Genomic DNA, 16,088 nt, shown 5'->3' with positions numbered 1-16,088 from the left:
ACCGGGTTAATTGGCACATAGCCATTACCCGGTTTTTTAGTGTCGTTATTTATTCGTGAGTAACCAGACTAGACCAGCGGCTAGCCATACGCCAATAATCAGACTACCACAGATACTAGCAAGTAGTGGTAGGTAGCAAGCCACGTCTAATCGATATAGATAGCGCGACGACAAGATACATCCCCCGAAAGCAAGCAAAACCAGGCAGGTGGTTCGCCAGCAAAAATTGATTTCATGTTTCATCATAACGTCTTCCTTAAAAATAAGTCTAAGAAAGGCGTGTTGTGAAAGCTGGCGATAATTTCGACAAGATAATGGTGAATTTATGATGTTTTGCGTCCGTGCACTAATCTTTTTGCATAACTGACCTGAAGATGCGTACAATAGACGGTAAGGTTTCACTTCGAAAGGAAGATACGATGAAAACGACTTTAATTGTGACCCATACTGATTTAGATGGGGTCATGGCCGGCTTAACGGCAGCCCAAACTAGTCAATCAGACGCCACTATTCTGTACGCTGAAGCTGGGGCACCCGGTATTGATGCTGTCCTGAAGCAAGTGCTGGATGATATTGTAGCAGACAAGGTGCGTAAACCGACACACGTGATGCTGTTAGACAATACCCCATCAATGCAAATGTTACTGCAATTCAACCAAGTAACGGGTATCCAGCCAGTCGTTTATGACCACCACGTTTCGAATGCACCGGTGTGGGCTGAGGCGACGACGGTGGCTCGGTTTATTACTGACGATACGGGGACATCTTCGGCGACCGAGTTGGTATTTAAAGATCAACGAGCGGCTTTTACCACATTGCCATTTTGGCAAACCCTAGTGACACTAACGAATTTATATGATACCTGGATGTGGCAGGATGCGGCATATGATGATGACGTAGCGACAGGTTCAACTGCGCAAGTTTTGAATGAGGTGTTGTACTTTTTGGGTCGCGAACGTTTTAGTACGCTCATTACGGCTGCTAAGGAAGCATCGATTTCATCAGATGAGAAGCCACGTGAGCTGCTGATTAAAATTTTCTCACCGGTCATCATGGGACTGGTAGATGACCGCATGGCAGCTAATGCAGCCTATGTCTTGAAAAAAGCGGAAGCTGCGGAGTTTGGTGATTTGACGATTGGCGACACTACCTACCACTATGCGTATGTGACAGCGTCAAAGCAAATGTCTGAAATTGGTAATGCATTGACATCATTACAAGACGTTGATTTCGGCTTAGTGATTAATAATGGTGCATTATCATTCCGTGTTGCTAAGGATAAGGATGTTGATGTATCGCTTGTGGCGGCCGCCTTTAATGGTGGTGGCCATGCCAAGGCATCCGGTGCTAAATTACGTCTTGACTGGCCGGCCATCCTGCAACAGGCCGTAACGACTGAAAACTAAAGTATTTGCTGAAAACGATCGACGCTGCTAAATGTCGGTCGTTTTTTGATTTCGCAAAAAAAGCGATAATTAAAGTCAAAAAACGCCCCCTTTCAATCCGGAAAGCGCTTACAATAGAGGTATAGCAAATGCAGTCATACGTATCGGGGGACATGACATGGGAATTAAGTTACAAGACGACTTTCTTTGGGGTGGTGCAATTGCTGCCCACCAAGCAGAAGGGGCCTGGCAAGCAGGTGGCAAGGGCGTATCTATCGCTGATATTTTGACAGCAGGTAGTCATACTGAGCCACGACAGATTACGAACGGCGTAGTAGATGGATTGAATTATCCAAATCATCATGGTATTGATTTCTACCATACCTATAAAGAAGATCTGGCGTTAATGGGTGAAATGGGGTTTAAGGCCTTCCGAACATCGATTGCCTGGACACGTATTTTCCCAAATGGTGATGATGCAGCACCCAACGAGGAAGGGTTGCAATTCTATGATGATTTGTTTGACGAGATGCATAAGCATGGCATTGAACCAGTCGTAACATTGAACCACTTTGAAATGCCGTATCATTTGGTCACTGAGTATGGCGGTTGGTCAGATCGCCGGGTGATTGATTTGTTCGTAAATTATGCCAAGGTAGTCTTTGAGCGTTATCGTGATAAGGTTACGTACTGGATGACGCACAATGAAATTTCAAATCAAGCCGCCGTCTCAGACAATCCATTTTTCGAGTTTATGGTGTGGACGAATTCGGGACTGAAATTTGATGACAAGGCAACACTGGCTGATAAGCAAGCAGCTATGATGCAGGCCGGGCACTATGAGTTGGTTGCCTCAGCAAAGGCGGTCCAAATTGGTCATGAGATTAATCCTGATTTCGTGATTGGGGGGATGGTCAACGTGGCCGCTCTCTATCCGGCTAGTCCAAAGCCTGCCGATATGCTGGCTTTCCAAAAGGCGCGTCAGGCACGTGACTGGTTTACTGATGTTCACGTTCGTGGTGCTTATCCAGCCGAGTTGGAGGCATTCTTTAGGCGGACTGGTATCCGACCAGATATTACAGATGAAGATCGGGCTGACTTATTGGCTGGTACCGTAGATTACATGGCCATTTCGTACTATAACTCGACAACCGTTCGCGCAACGTCGGAACAAGACGCCGAAATTGATCATCCAGCTGACGTTGAGGTTGTGAAGAACGATTTCGTGAAGGTGAATGATTGGGATTGGGCAGTTGATCCACAAGGCTTGCGTTACGCATTAAATGAACTAAATGATATGTATCCATATCTACCAATTATGATTGTTGAAAACGGGTTTGGTGCTTACGATGAAATCGTTGATGGTCAAGTACACGACCCATACCGTATTGATTATCTTAAAGCTCACGTTGCTGAAGTTGAAAAAGCAATCGTCAATGATGGTATTCCGGTAATCGGTTACTTGTCATGGGGACCTATCGACATTGTTTCAGCAGGTACTGGTGAGATGAAGAAGCGTTATGGTTATATTTACGTTGATTTGGATGATATGGGTGAAGGATCTGGCGAACGGTTGCGCAAGGATTCGTTCTACTGGTATAAGCAGGTCATCGCGACACAAGGGGAAGACTTAGGCGATTAGCGGATTGATGCCCGTCACGAAACAAACCACAACTACGCTACTTTAATTATTAAATCCTTACACTAATTGATGGGCATCAAGAAAACCACAGGTAGGTTGCTATCTGTGGTTTTTGTTTGCCAATAAACAGCGGATACCGTTAGAAAACTGTAAGAATTATGTCCGGTTTTTAGCACTCTATCACGATAGTCGTCGGATTGCGTTAGAATGTTGATAGATAAAAACAAAGGACGAAGCATCATGAAGTTAAAGTTTAGTGTTTTGGGTTTGGTAGTGGTCGTGATGAGTTTGCTAGTTGCTGGACAGGCAAAAGCTGACACAGTTACAACTGATGCGACGACGAACCAACCACTGTCAGGGTATGTGTTTACTGCTAATCGTGATTGGCGTTGGTATGAGAATGGCCAGCTATATACCGGGTTCCGTAATTATTTTGGGGCAAATTATTATTTTATAAATGGTGTTCGACAAACAAACACGTGGGCGACCGAATGGGGGAAGACCTATTATCTAGGTGCTGATGGTCGAAGCGTGGAAGGCCACCTGGTGACAATTAATGGGATCACGTACGACTTTGGCAATGACCAGACGTTCTACCTGCGTGGTAAAGTTTCTGGTTATTTGAAAGATGGTTCAGCAGCAAATGGTGGTTATCGTTGGTATGACAATGGTCAACTATATACCGGATTTAAGTTTTACATGGGTACATACTACTGGTTTGTCGATGGTGTGCGTCAGAATGCTGGTTGGCGGAGCGCGTGGGGGATGACCTATTATACGGATGCAAATGGCCGAGCAGTGCAAGGCATGCAAACGATTGCTGGCAAGCAATACTATTTTGGTGATAATAACACGTACTACTTACGAGATAATCCAGTCAACACCCGTCAGAATAAAACTAAAGCAACTGCGAATGGCTATATTTACGATGGTTCAGCGTTGAATGGTGGTTATCGTTGGTATGAGAATGGGCAATTGTACACCGGCTTTAAGCATTATATGGGCACATACTACTGGTTTGTTGATGGTGTGCGCCAAAATGCCGGTTGGCGTCATGCTTGGGGTTATACGTACTACACGGACAATCAAGGACGTGCTGTGCAAGGATGGCAGACAATCAACGGCATCCGTTATTACTTTGGTGATAATGGCACATTCTTTATGCGTTACTATTTGAAATAACAAAGAGCGAGCAACTTCTTATCGAGAGGAATGCTCGCTTTTTTTGCTTTATTAATCGCTAATTGGTTAGTGTATAATTAAATTACGGTGTTTAAAAGATTAGAAACAGGGGGGAGAACAGTTGGCGGAAGATCGGTTTAAAGTCAGGGTTGCAGTACTTGCGATTATTCAAATGGATAATAAGGTTTTGCTACAGAAAAGGATTAACACGGGCTACATGGATGGGTTCTATGATTTGGGGGCAGCGGGCCATCTGGAGAGTGGAGAATCACTTAAAATGGCCATGCAACGTGAAATTAAAGAAGAGCTTGGGGTAATAGTCAAACTAGAAAATATAAATTTTGTGTCGATTGTTCACAAAAAGGACGTCGAAAGTGGTCTTGAATATATGTATGTATATTTTAAGGTTAAAAATTTTACTGACAAACCTTCAATCATGGAACCGAATAAAAACGCGGCGTTGCAATGGTTTGATTTGAATGATTTACCGGCTAATTTAATTAGCGATAGACAGACAGTTTTGAATAATCTGACCAATGATTCTTTTTATGATGAATTTGGTTGGAATTTGTAAATAATAAACACAAGTATGAAAGTTAAAGTAGATAGCGTTCTAAAAAAGTAGTCATCGTACAGTTTGCGCGATGACTACTTTTTAGTTGTGATTAACAATCGATGCAAACCCAGATGCAAGGGCTTGATTGTCAGTTGGCTTGAAATACAAGTAACCTTCAGGATTACCTTGATTTTGTTGCGTGACAAGAACTTCAGGTTTTTCGTTATGAAGGGTGAATAGGTACATTGTTAACACTGGATATCTGTCGTTCGAACTGGCACTGCCGCCATAGACGGCAACCAAGTTATAGTCATGATTACCAGTGCCATCGTCGGACCATTGCAAATCAATAGCATGATCATCTACTGCAGGGTGCATGTTCATGGTACCGTTCGTGAGGGGTGTTGGGAATATGACACCGTATAGATTAAAATCATGACCAGGGTAATATGACTCGTAGTGTTGACCCATTTGACTTACCCAATTCAGCATAAATTTAGCCAGTTGTTGGCTTTTATTAGCTGACCATGGGGATGAAGTACTGGCTACTGCCGAATGCTTTATAGCTGGTGAAGACGCCGGCGGATTGTTTACCTGTTTTGCTGATGACGTACGATGATTTGTTGCAGGTGCCGTTTTCAATGAATTCGACCCAAGTTTGGCACCGATTAGGCCAGCAGCCAAGACTGTTGTCACAAGGGTGGTACTTATTAGTATTTTAGAACGCATACCTTTTTTCCTTAACGTGATTTATAAATATAGTCTAATTCCTGTGTATGCTTTTCATATGGTTTAAATAATATGTTTTAATGATTCATTACGAAGCGAACCGGCACTGTAAATTTTGTTACAAAATCCAGGAAACCGCGTATTTACTGATATAATTATTTCTGTTGTTTTTTTAACAAATAAAAAAATTAAAACTAGTATTTATTTCAGGAGACAAATATGGAAGTCTACGTACTAGCAGTTGTGGTGATTATCGTGGCCCTGATCTTTGATGGGGTTAACGGATTCCACGACGCAGCGAATGCAATCGCTACGGCTATTACAACAGGTGCTTTGAAGGCAAGGACGGCAATTATCATGGCTGCCGGGATGAACTTGATTGGGGCCTTGATGGGAACGGCCGTCGCTGCGGTTATTGCACGTGACATCGTTGATATGACGCAAGTGAGCGCTGAGCAGCAATTATTCTTGGTTATTGCCGCCTTGCTTGGTGCAATTGGGTGGAACTTGATTACGTGGTGGTTTGGTCTACCATCTTCATCAACTCACGCGATTATTGGTGGGTTGATGGGAGCTGGTTTGGCTGAACAAATTGCCGGTAATGATGTACACATTAAGTTAGCCAAAGTCGTTGAAAAGGTGATTGATCCCATGGTGTTGTCGCCAGTTGTCGGATTTGGTCTTGCACTTATAATCATGGTTATTTTGAATAAGATCATTAAAAAGGCTAATTTAAAGGAAACGGATAAGTTTTTCCGAAGTGCTCAAATTTTCACATCCGCTTCATTGGCTTTGGGACACGGTTTGCAAGACGCTCAAAAGTCAATGGGATTGATGTTTATGGCGGCTGCCCCGGTTGGTTTCTTTGGCATTAAGCCTGGACAAACGGAAATTCCGCTACAAATTATCTTGATGGCATCTTTGGCCATCTCAGCTGGAACAATGGCCGGTGGACAACGCATTATTCACACGTTGGGTAGCAAGATTACGGTATTGAGTCCACAAAAAGGATTCGTGGCAGAAGCCGTTTCATCAGCAGTGTTGTTCATTTCTGCGTACTTTGTTCACGCGCCAATTTCAACGACGCACACGGTTACGTCAGCAATTGCTGGAACGGGTGCATCTGATGATATTCGTGCCGTAAAATGGAGTACGTTAAAGAACATTGTGATGGCCTGGATTATTACAGTGCCATCAGCAGGATTGATCGGTTTCATGTTCGAAGAAATCTTCCGCATGTTGTTTATGTAATTTAACTTAGTAAAAAACGCTACTTGCCGAAATTGCGGCCGGTAGCGTTTTTAATTTAATCATGATAATTGCAGCGGCTTATAGAACGATCATGTTTTGATTATAGAGCTTATAATTGACAATTAGTTTGAATCGTTTATCAATAATCAAATACTTTGGGGTCATTTACCTACTTTAGTTCAACTCACGATAATATATATTATGTAAACTAGAATAAGTCTGTTTTCTGTAAACACGACATTGCTTGCAAAATTAAACACCAAGATACGACAACTAGCCTATCTTGGTGTTTAATTAGTTTATTCCGCAATCATTTCAATCACTACTTTGCCACGTGCATGATGTGATTCAATACGTTCGTGCGCGGCCCGCACGCCGGCCGTTGTAAACGGAAACTTTGAGTCAATGACAATCTTTAAGGCATCGTTTTGATAATACGCCGCTAGCTTGGCTAAATCCTGCCCATTTGGTTGTAACCAACCAGCCAGTAACGTTTGATCGTTGGCTGCGGCTGCTGCTAACTGTTCAGATGTCGGTTTTGCTGAAATCGTCACAATTCGGCCACCATGTGCTAAAACAGCTAATCCAGCATCAATGTCACCAACACTGTCTAGAACCGCATCATATTGACTGATAACGTCGGTGATAGCTTTTTGGTGATAATCAATGACAATATCTGCGCCCAAGTGACGCACAAACGTTGCGTTTTCGGGACCGGCTGTTGTGGCAACAGTTGCACCAAGCGCTTTTGCAAGCTGAATGGCGACAATACCAACACCACCAGCCCCGGCCTGAATCAATACTTTAGAACCGGCCGTCACGTGTAGCTCGTTTAACATTTGTAAGGCTGTTTCACCAGCCAATGGTAACGCTGCAGCTTCCGCGAATGACATCGTTTCAGGCATCAAGGCAACTTTGTCAGCGTTTACCGCCATTAACGTCGCGTAAGACCCAAAAGCACCGGTATCATCCATGTCAGGTCGTGCAAATACACGATCGCCAACGGTAAAATCAGTGACATCATCGCCAATTTCAACTACAATGCCAGCGATATCCCAGCCTAAGACGACGGGAAATTGCCAATTAAACATGCTTTTCAACGCGCCTTGACGGGCTTTGTAGTCAATTGGATTGACGCTCGTTGCGTAGGTTTTAATCAATACTTGATCGTCAGTTATGGTTGGATTGACATAATCATCGACAACCGATAATTCATTGCTATCCCCATATTGGTTAATAATTGCTGCTTTCATACCACACCTCCAGAAACTCATTATGACATAGTGTCTCCCGAGTGAATTGGAAGTTTAAGATATCTTTTCATTTATTGGCGTTACCAACTACTGCGACGCACCAACTCGCCGCGTAGTAAGGGATCAGTTAAGACAGGTTCTGCTTGAGATAGATCCTTTAAACGGTGATATAGCCATTGGCCTAACGCAAAATAATCGAAACTAACCGTGCTTAAACCTGGTGTCACGATTTCGGCAGCCGGTGTATTGTCAAACGCGACGATTTTGGTGTTTGCAGGTACGGCGATGTGCTGCTCTTGCAATGCTGCTAGTGCCCCTAACGCAATCGTGTCAGTTGCTGCAATGATGTATTTGGGTGACGAATGTGTCTCGAGGTAGTTACGCATAATTTCAGCCGTTTCAGTACGATCAAATGTTGTGTAAAGACGTTGCATGTTGTTGTCTAAAGCTTGAATTATCGCGTTGAACCGTGTTTGCCCAACATTGTAGTCACTAGTTGGATCAACACCAAGTAACAACACATCCGTTGGTTTAACATTAGCAATTAATGGCACGAGTAACTCGCCGGCATGTTGGTTATCAACGTTAACAGTTTCAAAGTGTCGTGACGGTTGTCCCTGCACCACAACGGGTACGGATACTTGTTGTAGCACAGTAGTCATCTCGTTAGTAATTTGCCCAGTCATCACGACGATACCATCGACATTTTGTTGGGCAAGCTGCTTAACCGCTTCAACTTGGCGCTTGGCATCGTGATAGGTGTTGATGGTTAAGAAAAAATCTCCTTGATTAACATCATCCATGCCACGCATCATCTCCGTCAAAGCAAATGAGGCAAATGTGGGGACCACAACCCCAATCATGCCACTGGAAGTTTTTTTCAAACTTTGGGCAAATCGATTGGGTTCATAGTCATACTCTTTGACGACAGCATCTAGCTTAGCCCGCGTTTTTGCGCTAATTGACCCGTTGTTTAAATAACGTGAGACGGTGCTTTTCCCGACGCCGGCTAGACGGGCGATATCATTTATTGTTATACGTTCTTTTTCGCTCATCTTGCCCCTCCGTATCTTTCGTATTCATTTTAACAATAAAAAGCGGCGTTGTGCGCAACGCCGCTAAATAATGCAATTATTACCATTCTTGTTGAATTTTACTTAAGGTTTCGAACTGCATCCCTGTTAAATTGGTAAATTCGAGAGCAATTTTTGGGTCTTGTACTGCTTGCTCAAAATCTGAAATCTCATACCACAAAGCATCTGCAGAATTTCCTAACGCAATCGCTTCTGACTCGCCGGTATCGGTGTGATACCAAATGGCGGCATCAGCGCGTGGGAAATCTGGTATACGTAGGTACCCTTTAGTGCCAGAAATTGTAATGGCCTTAGGTTGCTTAGCTTGCATTGATAATGTGATGGTCGCCATTTCATGATTGTCATTTGCTAGAATCGTCACTGATTGTTCATCAACACCGGTTTCAAAAGGGACCATCATCGAGTTTGCCCTACTTGGCGTACTGTTCATAAAGTAGACAGAGGCCTGTGTTGCATAACCACCAATATCAAGTAGTGCCCCACCTGCTAAATCAGGATTAAAGAATCGATTTTTTGGATCGTAAGGCTTATGACTACCAAAAGTTGTGTTAATCACCTTAATCTGCCCCAATGCGCCTTGATTAATGAGTTCACGAAGTCGTTTGAAAAGTGGCATGTGTACTGGTGTCATCGCCTCTAAGAGAACTAATCCAGCGTCCTGGGCTAACTTTCGAACGATAGTGTACTCTTCGTTAGAGACAGTTATCGCTTTTTCTGCTAACACATGTTTATGATGCGCCAAAGCCTGTTTGATAAAGTCAAAGTGTGTATTATGTGGCGTTGCAATATAGACAGCATCAATTGTTTCATCGGCTAATAAATCCGCGACTGTCTCGTAGGTTTTTGGAATTTGATACTGTTCCGCAAAGGATGTCAGTTTTGCTTGATCTCGAGCCGTCACAGCCATAGCCGGTTGCTGGTGCGCTAATAAACTTGCTGCCATTTCGTTGGCAATCGTGCCAGTACCAATAATTCCCCAATTTAAAGACATGATAATGTCCCCCATTTCTTTTAATCCGCGTCAGGTGCTTTTAGTAACCCGTAGATGACGCCCGCTACGATTGCACCAATGGCTACGAAGAGCAAGTACAACAATGGTGAATTTGTTAAGGCAACCACGAAGATACCGCCGTGAGGTGCCAATAATTTAATCCCTGCTAGGCCTACTAATCCACCTGCCAACGCTGAACCAGCAACAAAACTTGGGATGGCACGCGCTGGATCAGCCGCTGCAAATGGGATCGCCCCTTCTGTGATGAAACTTAATCCCATGACAATGTTGGTTAGGCCGGCTTCGCGGTTCTTTTGACTGAACTTATGTCTGAACAATAATGTTGCGACAAAGATTGCCAATGGCGGCACCATTCCACCAGCCATGACGGCGGCCATGACAGTTGACCCGCCGGTTGCAACACTAGCGGCAAGTGTACCGGTTCCAAAGACATAGGCGGCTTTGTTAACTGGACCACCCATATCGATTGCTTCCATCCCGCCGAGTAGTGCACCTAGTAGGATGGCGTTAGTACCATTCAAGCTAGATAAAAAGCCGTTCAAGCCACTGTTAATGGCCGACATTGGAATGTTGATCAGCAACATTAAAAAGCCTGTTACGATAACACCCAGGACTGGGAAAAATAGAATTGACTTGATGCCATCTAGGGCTTTTGGCAAAAATGCGAAGGCTCGCTTAAGCATTAACATGACACCACCAGCCAAGAATCCGCCGACCAATGCCCCTAAAAATCCTGATGGCACAGGTTGGTGTGAAGCGTTCAAGCCAACATTGAAAATGCTGTACCCATTTGCAGCAAGCGCACCAGCCACGAAACCAGCCACTAGTCCTGGCTTTTCAGCGATTGAATAAGCAATGTACCCAGCCAGGACTGGGAGCATGAAGTTAAAAGCGGTATTACCAATTTGCTTAAAGAATGCAGCAGCGGGATGGTAAGTTCCGAGTTGCGATAAAGCGGATTGGGGAACGCCGAGTGTTTGGTCAATTAAAAAAGCCAGAGCAATCGCAATACCACCACCAATGACGAATGGTAGCATGCTTGAGACACCACTCATGAGATGACGGTAAAACGCCTTACCAAGGGACAGCTTCTCGGTCGTGTCCGAATGCGTGACTGTTTCCGCTGTTTGATAGATTGGTGCATGACTATCTAAGGCCTGGGTAATCAGTTTTTCAGGATGACGAATCCCCTCGGCAACGGGTACGTTGATCAGTGGCTTATCTGCAAAACGGGCCATGTCAACTTTTTTGTCTGCCGCAATGATGACGCCGTCGGCTGCCGCGATATCTTGCGCATTCAGTTTGTTCCCAACACCACTGGCACCGTTCGTTTCAACTTTAATGCGCACGCCCATTGCAGCAGCTTGCTTTTTTAATGATTCCTCAGCCATATAGGTATGCGCAATACCGGTTGTACAGGCCGTCACGGCAACTAACAACGGTGCGTCCTCATTAGCTATCCCCCCGTCTTCTCCCGAGGTATTTGGCGATGATTCATCAAATAATCGGCGCACTTCAGCCGGTGTTTTGGCGGCCATTAATTGGGTTGTAAATCCATCACGTAACAAGAATCGTGACAAATTAGCCAGTGCTTCCAGATGTGTATTACTAGCCGTGTCTGGGACAGCAATCATAAAGAGTAAGTGCACTGGTTGACCGTCTAGCGCATCGTACGCAACCCCCGTTTCAGAACGGGCGAATACGATTGTTGGTTGAAGCACCGCTGCATTCTTTGCGTGTGGAATGCCAATCCCATCACCTAAACCTGTTGACGTTTGTGCCTCCCGTGCCAAAATCCCCTCTAAGAAATCAGCCTCACTTGAAATCCGATTTGCTTGTTTCAAACCAGCAATCATTTCCTTAAAAGCCCCAATTTTGTCTGTGGCGGCCAGATTCAAAATCATTGTCTCTGCCGCTAGCAAATCATTAATTTGCATGATTAATCCCCCGTTTAATTAACCAATTTCAGTTATGTGTACGTGATCCAAGATGGACCTAATTTTTGTTTGCGTGGCAATATCTTCGCTAAATGCCGTTGCGGTTGCGCTTGCGACCCCCAATTTAAATGCAGTCACCGGGTCTTCTTCAATTGTCCACTGTGCTAAGAAACCACCAATCATCGAATCCCCAGCCCCAACTGAGTTTTGTAAGTCCCCTGCGATTGGTTCAGCAAAGTACACATGGTTATTGGCAAATAGTAATGCGCCATCACCACCGAGCGAAATAATTGCTTGTTGGGCACCGCCAGCAATTAATTGTTGACCAGCGATTTTCAAACTGTTCAAACTGATATCTGTCAGTTCAAATAGTGCTTGCACTTCGTCACGATTGGGTTTGACCAATAACGGGTGCAGAGCCAATGCTTGTTTTAAATCATCGCCTGTCGTATCAATAATAAAATTAGCTTGTTTACTAACCACCAGCTGAATTAATTGTTGATAAGCATCGTGTGGTAGCGTACTAGGTAAACTACCGGAAAATACAACGGTATCTGCCGGTTGCAATTTTGAAAATTGTTGTTTAAAAGTCTGCCATTCAGCATCAGTGATTTGAGGTCCCGATGCGTTTATCTCAGTTTCTTGGCGAGACTTTAATTTCACATTGATCCGAGTTGTGCCTTGAATTGGTGTGAAGTCAGTTTTAATGGCTAAATGTTGTAATGTTGTTGCGATAAAAGCACCGGTATATCCCCCGAGAAACCCCCACGCCTGATTATTAATATGATTAGCTTCTAAAATCCGGCTGACATTAATCCCTTTACCACCAGGATAAGCATTAGTGGTCTGGGCCCGATTAGTCGCACCACTGATATAGTCGGGCACTGCCATCACGTAATCAATCGATGGATTGAGTGTGACTGTATAAATCATGATTGGTCTCCGATCTTTAATTGTGTTTTTGTCTGATATGAAGCCAATTCTGTTGCCGAATTTGGTTCAGTAATAATCGTTACTTCTTCCAAGTCAGCTACTTTGGCAAATGCCCGTTGATTAAACTTACTGGCGTCTGCCAAAACGAATGCATGCCGTGAATGTGCGATAACCAAACGCTTGATGGCCGCTTCCTCTAAGTCAGGTGTCGTAATCCCTGCAGTAAGGTCAATCGCATCAGCACCAATAAAACTTACATCAAAGGCAAGTTGTCCGAGTTGTTCAGCCGCTGTCATACCCACAGTTGCGTTAGTAGATAGCTTTACTTGACCGCCAATGACAACTACCGGCACCATTAAATCAGCTAACTGCGATGCATGGTGAACTGAATTAGTAACGACCAAAGGCGCTGGCGTCACTTGGCCAAGTAATGTAATCATGGCCCCAGTTGTTGTACCTGCATCTAGGTAAAGTGTTTCACCTCCTTGCAGTTGGGCAATTGCGGTCAGGGCAATTTGTTGTTTGCTTGGTTGATTCAATTTGGTTTTGTCGGCAATGGCAATTTCGGGTTGTAGCGTGGGGTGTTGACTTAGCAGTTCGACCCCACCATGAATTCGTTTCACTAGCCCTTCGTCTGCTAGCTTGTCCAAATCTCGTCGCATTGTTGATACAGACACTAATAGCAGTTCTTGCAGCTCGCGGATTGATATGCGACCGCGTTTTTGAATCAATGCTAATATTTTGTCTTGTCGTTCTGAAATCATCATAATCATTCACCTATAAAAATGTAAGCGCTTCCTTTTCACCAGTAACTATAGTGTTATTTGGTGCCTTTTGCAACGTTTTTCATTCAAAAACATTCATTCACAATCAAAAAAAGAGACAGTCGTGTTGATGACTGTCTCTTTTAAAAGAATCTTTTATTCCCAATGGGCCTTGTCAAATTCGGTTTTATCACCATGAACGTAAAAATGGCCACGTTCAGCAACGACGGCTACTGCTTCTCTTAGCGTATCTGTTACATCTTGGACTTGTGAAACATCTAGCAAAAATGACACGAGTTCATTTGACCACGTTAGCCGAGGATCGGCACCAAATTGGACCCAGATGCTGTCAGCATCTGGGTCATCCCAGTCACTGGCACCATGATAAGGCCGGTCGTCCACCAAGATGCCACCACCAAAATGTGCGACGGACTTATCGTGGGCAAAAATGATTCGTTTATAAATTGGGCTAGTGTTATCTTCCCCGAAATAATGTTGTAGCCAAATCAGTTTATCCTGCCAAGCACTTGGATTTTGCCAAGGTGCAGTTGATAAAACATAGATGTCGTATTCAGTTGCTAGTTGCTTCACGGCTTCAATTGCCCCAGGCATTGGTGGCAAATCCCGGAAAATGCCAGGAATTTGATCTGGCTTTTCAACAGACTGTTGCCGCATGTCAATCTCGTTTAAAACGGATAATGTATCAACAAGAACATTATCCATATCTAGGAATAATTTAGGTTGCGTCATTTTATGCTCCAATAATTGTTGTGGTAAAGAAAGCGCATACATTGATTAGGTGACTTCATTATAACAATATTTTAGCTCTTGTCGACGGCTCACGACTGCATTGAACATTGTGCATACTATAATGGACCATCGTAAAACGGTGCTGAATCGCTTAGAATCAGCACCGCTTTTAACACGACATTATTCAAATAGCTTACTTTTACTTGGTGAATTCACCATAATGGCAAGCTTTTTGGGCGGCCAGATTTAATACTGACCATTGCCGGTCGAATCCTGGTTGGAAGAAAAAGTCGGCTTCTGCTAAATCATCTACGGTCATTTTTTGTGCAATGGCTAGGGCCAGCGTGTTACCGAAGCCGGTGACATCGTAATCACGCGCCATAATAGCGCCACCCAAAATGATTCGTGAATCAGGACTAAACGCTAAGCGGACAATAATGTCCCCGTTCCCTTCACTGGTGGGCACGAAAGCTGGCTGACGTGTGTCGGTGTAGGTGACGGCTGAAATTTTAATTTTTGACCGATCAGCCGTGACGCTGTTTAGGCCGGCTGAGGCGAATGTATAATCAAAAACTTTTAAAGCTGAGGCACCAACAACCCCTTTGAAATCAACAGCATGCTTGTTGCCCATAATTCGTTGGGCGACATATTGGGCTTCACGACGTGCGGTGGAAGCTAAGGCTACCGGCTGTTGCTGTCCAGTTGGAATATAGTAAGGCTTCACAGCGTCACCAATGGCATAAACATCTGGTAAATTGGTTTCGAAATTACGGGTTGTCTCAATCCAGCCTCGTTTATCGAGTGCTAGCGTATCTGCAAAAGGTGCCGTGTTTGCGGTTACCCCAATTCCTTCAATGACTAAGTCTGTCGCATAGGTTCCCTGGTCAGTTACGACGGCTGTCACGCCCTCATTTTCAGATCCCTCAAATGCGGTGATGGCCTCACCGACTTTTACGTTGACGCCATGGGCAATTAGTTCTTGCGTGATAATATCAGTCATATCGGCGTCCAGGTAAGCGGCTAGCACACGAGGTAACATGTCTAGGACGGTCACGTTTTTGCCAGCTCTCACCAGAGCTTCAACGGCCTCAATACCAATGTACCCAGCCCCAATAACGGTGACGTCTTTGATAGTTGCATCGTTGAGGTATTGTTTAATACGTTTGGCCCAATCGTAACCACGCATCGGAATAATGTTGGCTAAATTCGAACCGGGGATGGTTAAGTGCGCGGGTGTTACACCAACACTTAAGACTGCTTTGTCATAAGTGAATAATTCCTGGTTATTAATTGTGAGCGTGTGGTTCGTCGCGTCAATACCCGTGACTTTCGCGTTATTGCGGACATGACCACCATATTTTTCTAAATCTGATGGCTTGAAATTTCGGACAAGCTCAGCATTTTGTACCGCCTCGGTTAGATAGAGTTCCATCCCACAAGACATAAATGAAATGAAGTCACCGGCCTCGAAGACCGTGACATCGTACGCATCGGACTGTGTTAACAATTCTAGTGCGACTTCGTGACCACCGTGTGATGCGCCGATGACTGCAATTTTTTGTTTTACCATGATAATCCCCCATTAATCGTATGTTATTTT

14 protein-coding genes are annotated in these 16,088 nt (G+C 44.2%); 5 read left to right on the top strand and 9 right to left on the bottom strand.

Annotated features, from left to right (window positions below):
* The first annotated feature begins 419 nt into the window (after window positions 1-419).
* The 4 genes from ESE_RS0109805 to ESE_RS11650 all read left to right on the top strand — a co-directional run bounded on the left by ESE_RS0109805 (window position 420) and on the right by ESE_RS11650 (window position 4,783).
* The gene (locus ESE_RS0109805) at window positions 420-1,406 is read left to right on the top strand and encodes a DHHA1 domain-containing protein (RefSeq protein ID WP_010374914.1); all 987 of its coding nucleotides are present in this window, start codon (window positions 420-422) and stop codon (window positions 1,404-1,406) included.
* 157 nt (window positions 1,407-1,563) lie between these two features.
* Complete coding sequence (locus ESE_RS0109800) at window positions 1,564-3,027, top strand: 6-phospho-beta-glucosidase (RefSeq protein WP_010374913.1); 1,464 nt, start codon at window positions 1,564-1,566, stop codon at window positions 3,025-3,027.
* A 240-nt stretch (window positions 3,028-3,267) separates the two neighbouring features.
* Window positions 3,268-4,209, top strand: coding sequence for a PspC-like choline-binding domain-containing protein (locus tag ESE_RS11655; protein ID WP_010374911.1), 942 nt, complete (start codon window positions 3,268-3,270; stop codon window positions 4,207-4,209).
* A 121-nt stretch (window positions 4,210-4,330) separates the two neighbouring features.
* Entirely contained in the window at window positions 4,331-4,783 is a 453-nt protein-coding gene (locus tag ESE_RS11650) for an NUDIX domain-containing protein (protein WP_010374908.1), read from the top strand.
* Window positions 4,784-4,864: 81 nt separating this feature from the next.
* On the opposite strand, the gene ESE_RS0109785 is transcribed toward ESE_RS11650, so the two are convergent.
* A complete protein-coding gene (locus tag ESE_RS0109785; RefSeq protein ID WP_029237515.1) occupies window positions 4,865-5,494 on the bottom strand; it encodes a DUF4767 domain-containing protein in 630 nt (209 codons plus the stop codon).
* Between the two features lie 219 nt (window positions 5,495-5,713).
* Between ESE_RS0109785 and ESE_RS0109780 the strand changes: the two genes are divergently transcribed.
* Entirely contained in the window at window positions 5,714-6,745 is a 1,032-nt protein-coding gene (locus ESE_RS0109780) for an inorganic phosphate transporter (RefSeq protein WP_010374904.1), read from the top strand.
* A gap of 299 nt (window positions 6,746-7,044) precedes the next feature.
* Here ESE_RS0109780 and ESE_RS0109775 read toward each other — a convergent pair whose 3' ends face one another.
* From ESE_RS0109775 to ESE_RS0109740, 8 genes are all read right to left on the bottom strand, one after another.
* Window positions 7,045-7,998, bottom strand: coding sequence for an NADP-dependent oxidoreductase (locus ESE_RS0109775; RefSeq protein WP_010374902.1), 954 nt, complete (start codon window positions 7,996-7,998; stop codon window positions 7,045-7,047).
* 80 nt (window positions 7,999-8,078) lie between these two features.
* Entirely contained in the window at window positions 8,079-9,053 is a 975-nt protein-coding gene (locus tag ESE_RS0109770; protein ID WP_010374900.1) for a LacI family DNA-binding transcriptional regulator, read from the bottom strand.
* Window positions 9,054-9,132: 79 nt separating this feature from the next.
* Complete coding sequence (locus ESE_RS0109765; protein WP_010374898.1) at window positions 9,133-10,083, bottom strand: Gfo/Idh/MocA family protein; 951 nt, start codon at window positions 10,081-10,083, stop codon at window positions 9,133-9,135.
* Between the two features lie 20 nt (window positions 10,084-10,103).
* Complete coding sequence (locus ESE_RS0109760; RefSeq protein WP_010374896.1) at window positions 10,104-12,041, bottom strand: PTS fructose transporter subunit IIABC; 1,938 nt, start codon at window positions 12,039-12,041, stop codon at window positions 10,104-10,106.
* An 18-nt stretch (window positions 12,042-12,059) separates the two neighbouring features.
* Window positions 12,060-12,974: a 1-phosphofructokinase gene (gene pfkB / locus ESE_RS0109755; protein WP_010374895.1), complete on the bottom strand. Its 915-nt coding sequence runs from the start codon at window positions 12,972-12,974 to the stop codon at window positions 12,060-12,062.
* Window positions 12,971-13,741, bottom strand: coding sequence for a DeoR/GlpR family DNA-binding transcription regulator (locus ESE_RS0109750; RefSeq protein WP_029237514.1), 771 nt, complete (start codon window positions 13,739-13,741; stop codon window positions 12,971-12,973). The genes pfkB and ESE_RS0109750 overlap by 4 nt, the downstream gene beginning before the upstream one ends.
* A 153-nt stretch (window positions 13,742-13,894) precedes the next feature.
* Entirely contained in the window at window positions 13,895-14,488 is a 594-nt protein-coding gene (locus tag ESE_RS0109745; RefSeq protein WP_029237513.1) for a 5' nucleotidase, NT5C type, read from the bottom strand.
* A gap of 199 nt (window positions 14,489-14,687) precedes the next feature.
* On the bottom strand, window positions 14,688-16,058 hold the full coding sequence (locus ESE_RS0109740) for an FAD-dependent oxidoreductase (RefSeq protein WP_010374889.1): 1,371 nt from the start codon (window positions 16,056-16,058) through the stop codon (window positions 14,688-14,690).
* Between the last annotated feature and the right edge of the window lie 30 nt (window positions 16,059-16,088).

The sequence above is a fragment of the Weissella cibaria KACC 11862 genome (assembly GCF_000193635.1).
Taxonomy (GTDB): domain Bacteria; phylum Bacillota; class Bacilli; order Lactobacillales; family Lactobacillaceae; genus Weissella; species Weissella cibaria.
The sequence above is the reverse complement of the archived record's forward strand: the minus strand, read 5'-3'. Positions and strand labels throughout refer to the sequence as shown.

Excerpts from the sequence above, each read along its gene's own strand:
- ESE_RS0109785 (WP_029237515.1), bottom strand. The coding sequence starts at position 5,494 with ATGCGTTCTAAAATACTAATAAGTACCACCCTTGTGACAACAGTCTTG.
- ESE_RS0109800 (WP_010374913.1), top strand. The coding sequence starts at position 1,564 with ATGGGAATTAAGTTACAAGACGACTTTCTTTGGGGTGGTGCAATTGCT.
- ESE_RS0109740 (WP_010374889.1), bottom strand. The coding sequence starts at position 16,058 with ATGGTAAAACAAAAAATTGCAGTCATCGGCGCATCACACGGTGGTCAC.
- ESE_RS0109805 (WP_010374914.1), top strand. The coding sequence starts at position 420 with ATGAAAACGACTTTAATTGTGACCCATACTGATTTAGATGGGGTCATG.
- ESE_RS0109770 (WP_010374900.1), bottom strand. The coding sequence starts at position 9,053 with ATGAGCGAAAAAGAACGTATAACAATAAATGATATCGCCCGTCTAGCC.
- ESE_RS0109765 (WP_010374898.1), bottom strand. The coding sequence starts at position 10,083 with ATGTCTTTAAATTGGGGAATTATTGGTACTGGCACGATTGCCAACGAA.
- ESE_RS11655 (WP_010374911.1), top strand. The coding sequence starts at position 3,268 with ATGAAGTTAAAGTTTAGTGTTTTGGGTTTGGTAGTGGTCGTGATGAGT.
- pfkB (WP_010374895.1), bottom strand. The coding sequence starts at position 12,974 with ATGATTTATACAGTCACACTCAATCCATCGATTGATTACGTGATGGCA.
- ESE_RS0109780 (WP_010374904.1), top strand. The coding sequence starts at position 5,714 with ATGGAAGTCTACGTACTAGCAGTTGTGGTGATTATCGTGGCCCTGATC.
- ESE_RS0109760 (WP_010374896.1), bottom strand. The coding sequence starts at position 12,041 with ATGCAAATTAATGATTTGCTAGCGGCAGAGACAATGATTTTGAATCTG.
- ESE_RS0109745 (WP_029237513.1), bottom strand. The coding sequence starts at position 14,488 with ATGACGCAACCTAAATTATTCCTAGATATGGATAATGTTCTTGTTGAT.
- ESE_RS0109750 (WP_029237514.1), bottom strand. The coding sequence starts at position 13,741 with ATGATGATTTCAGAACGACAAGACAAAATATTAGCATTGATTCAAAAA.
- ESE_RS0109775 (WP_010374902.1), bottom strand. The coding sequence starts at position 7,998 with ATGAAAGCAGCAATTATTAACCAATATGGGGATAGCAATGAATTATCG.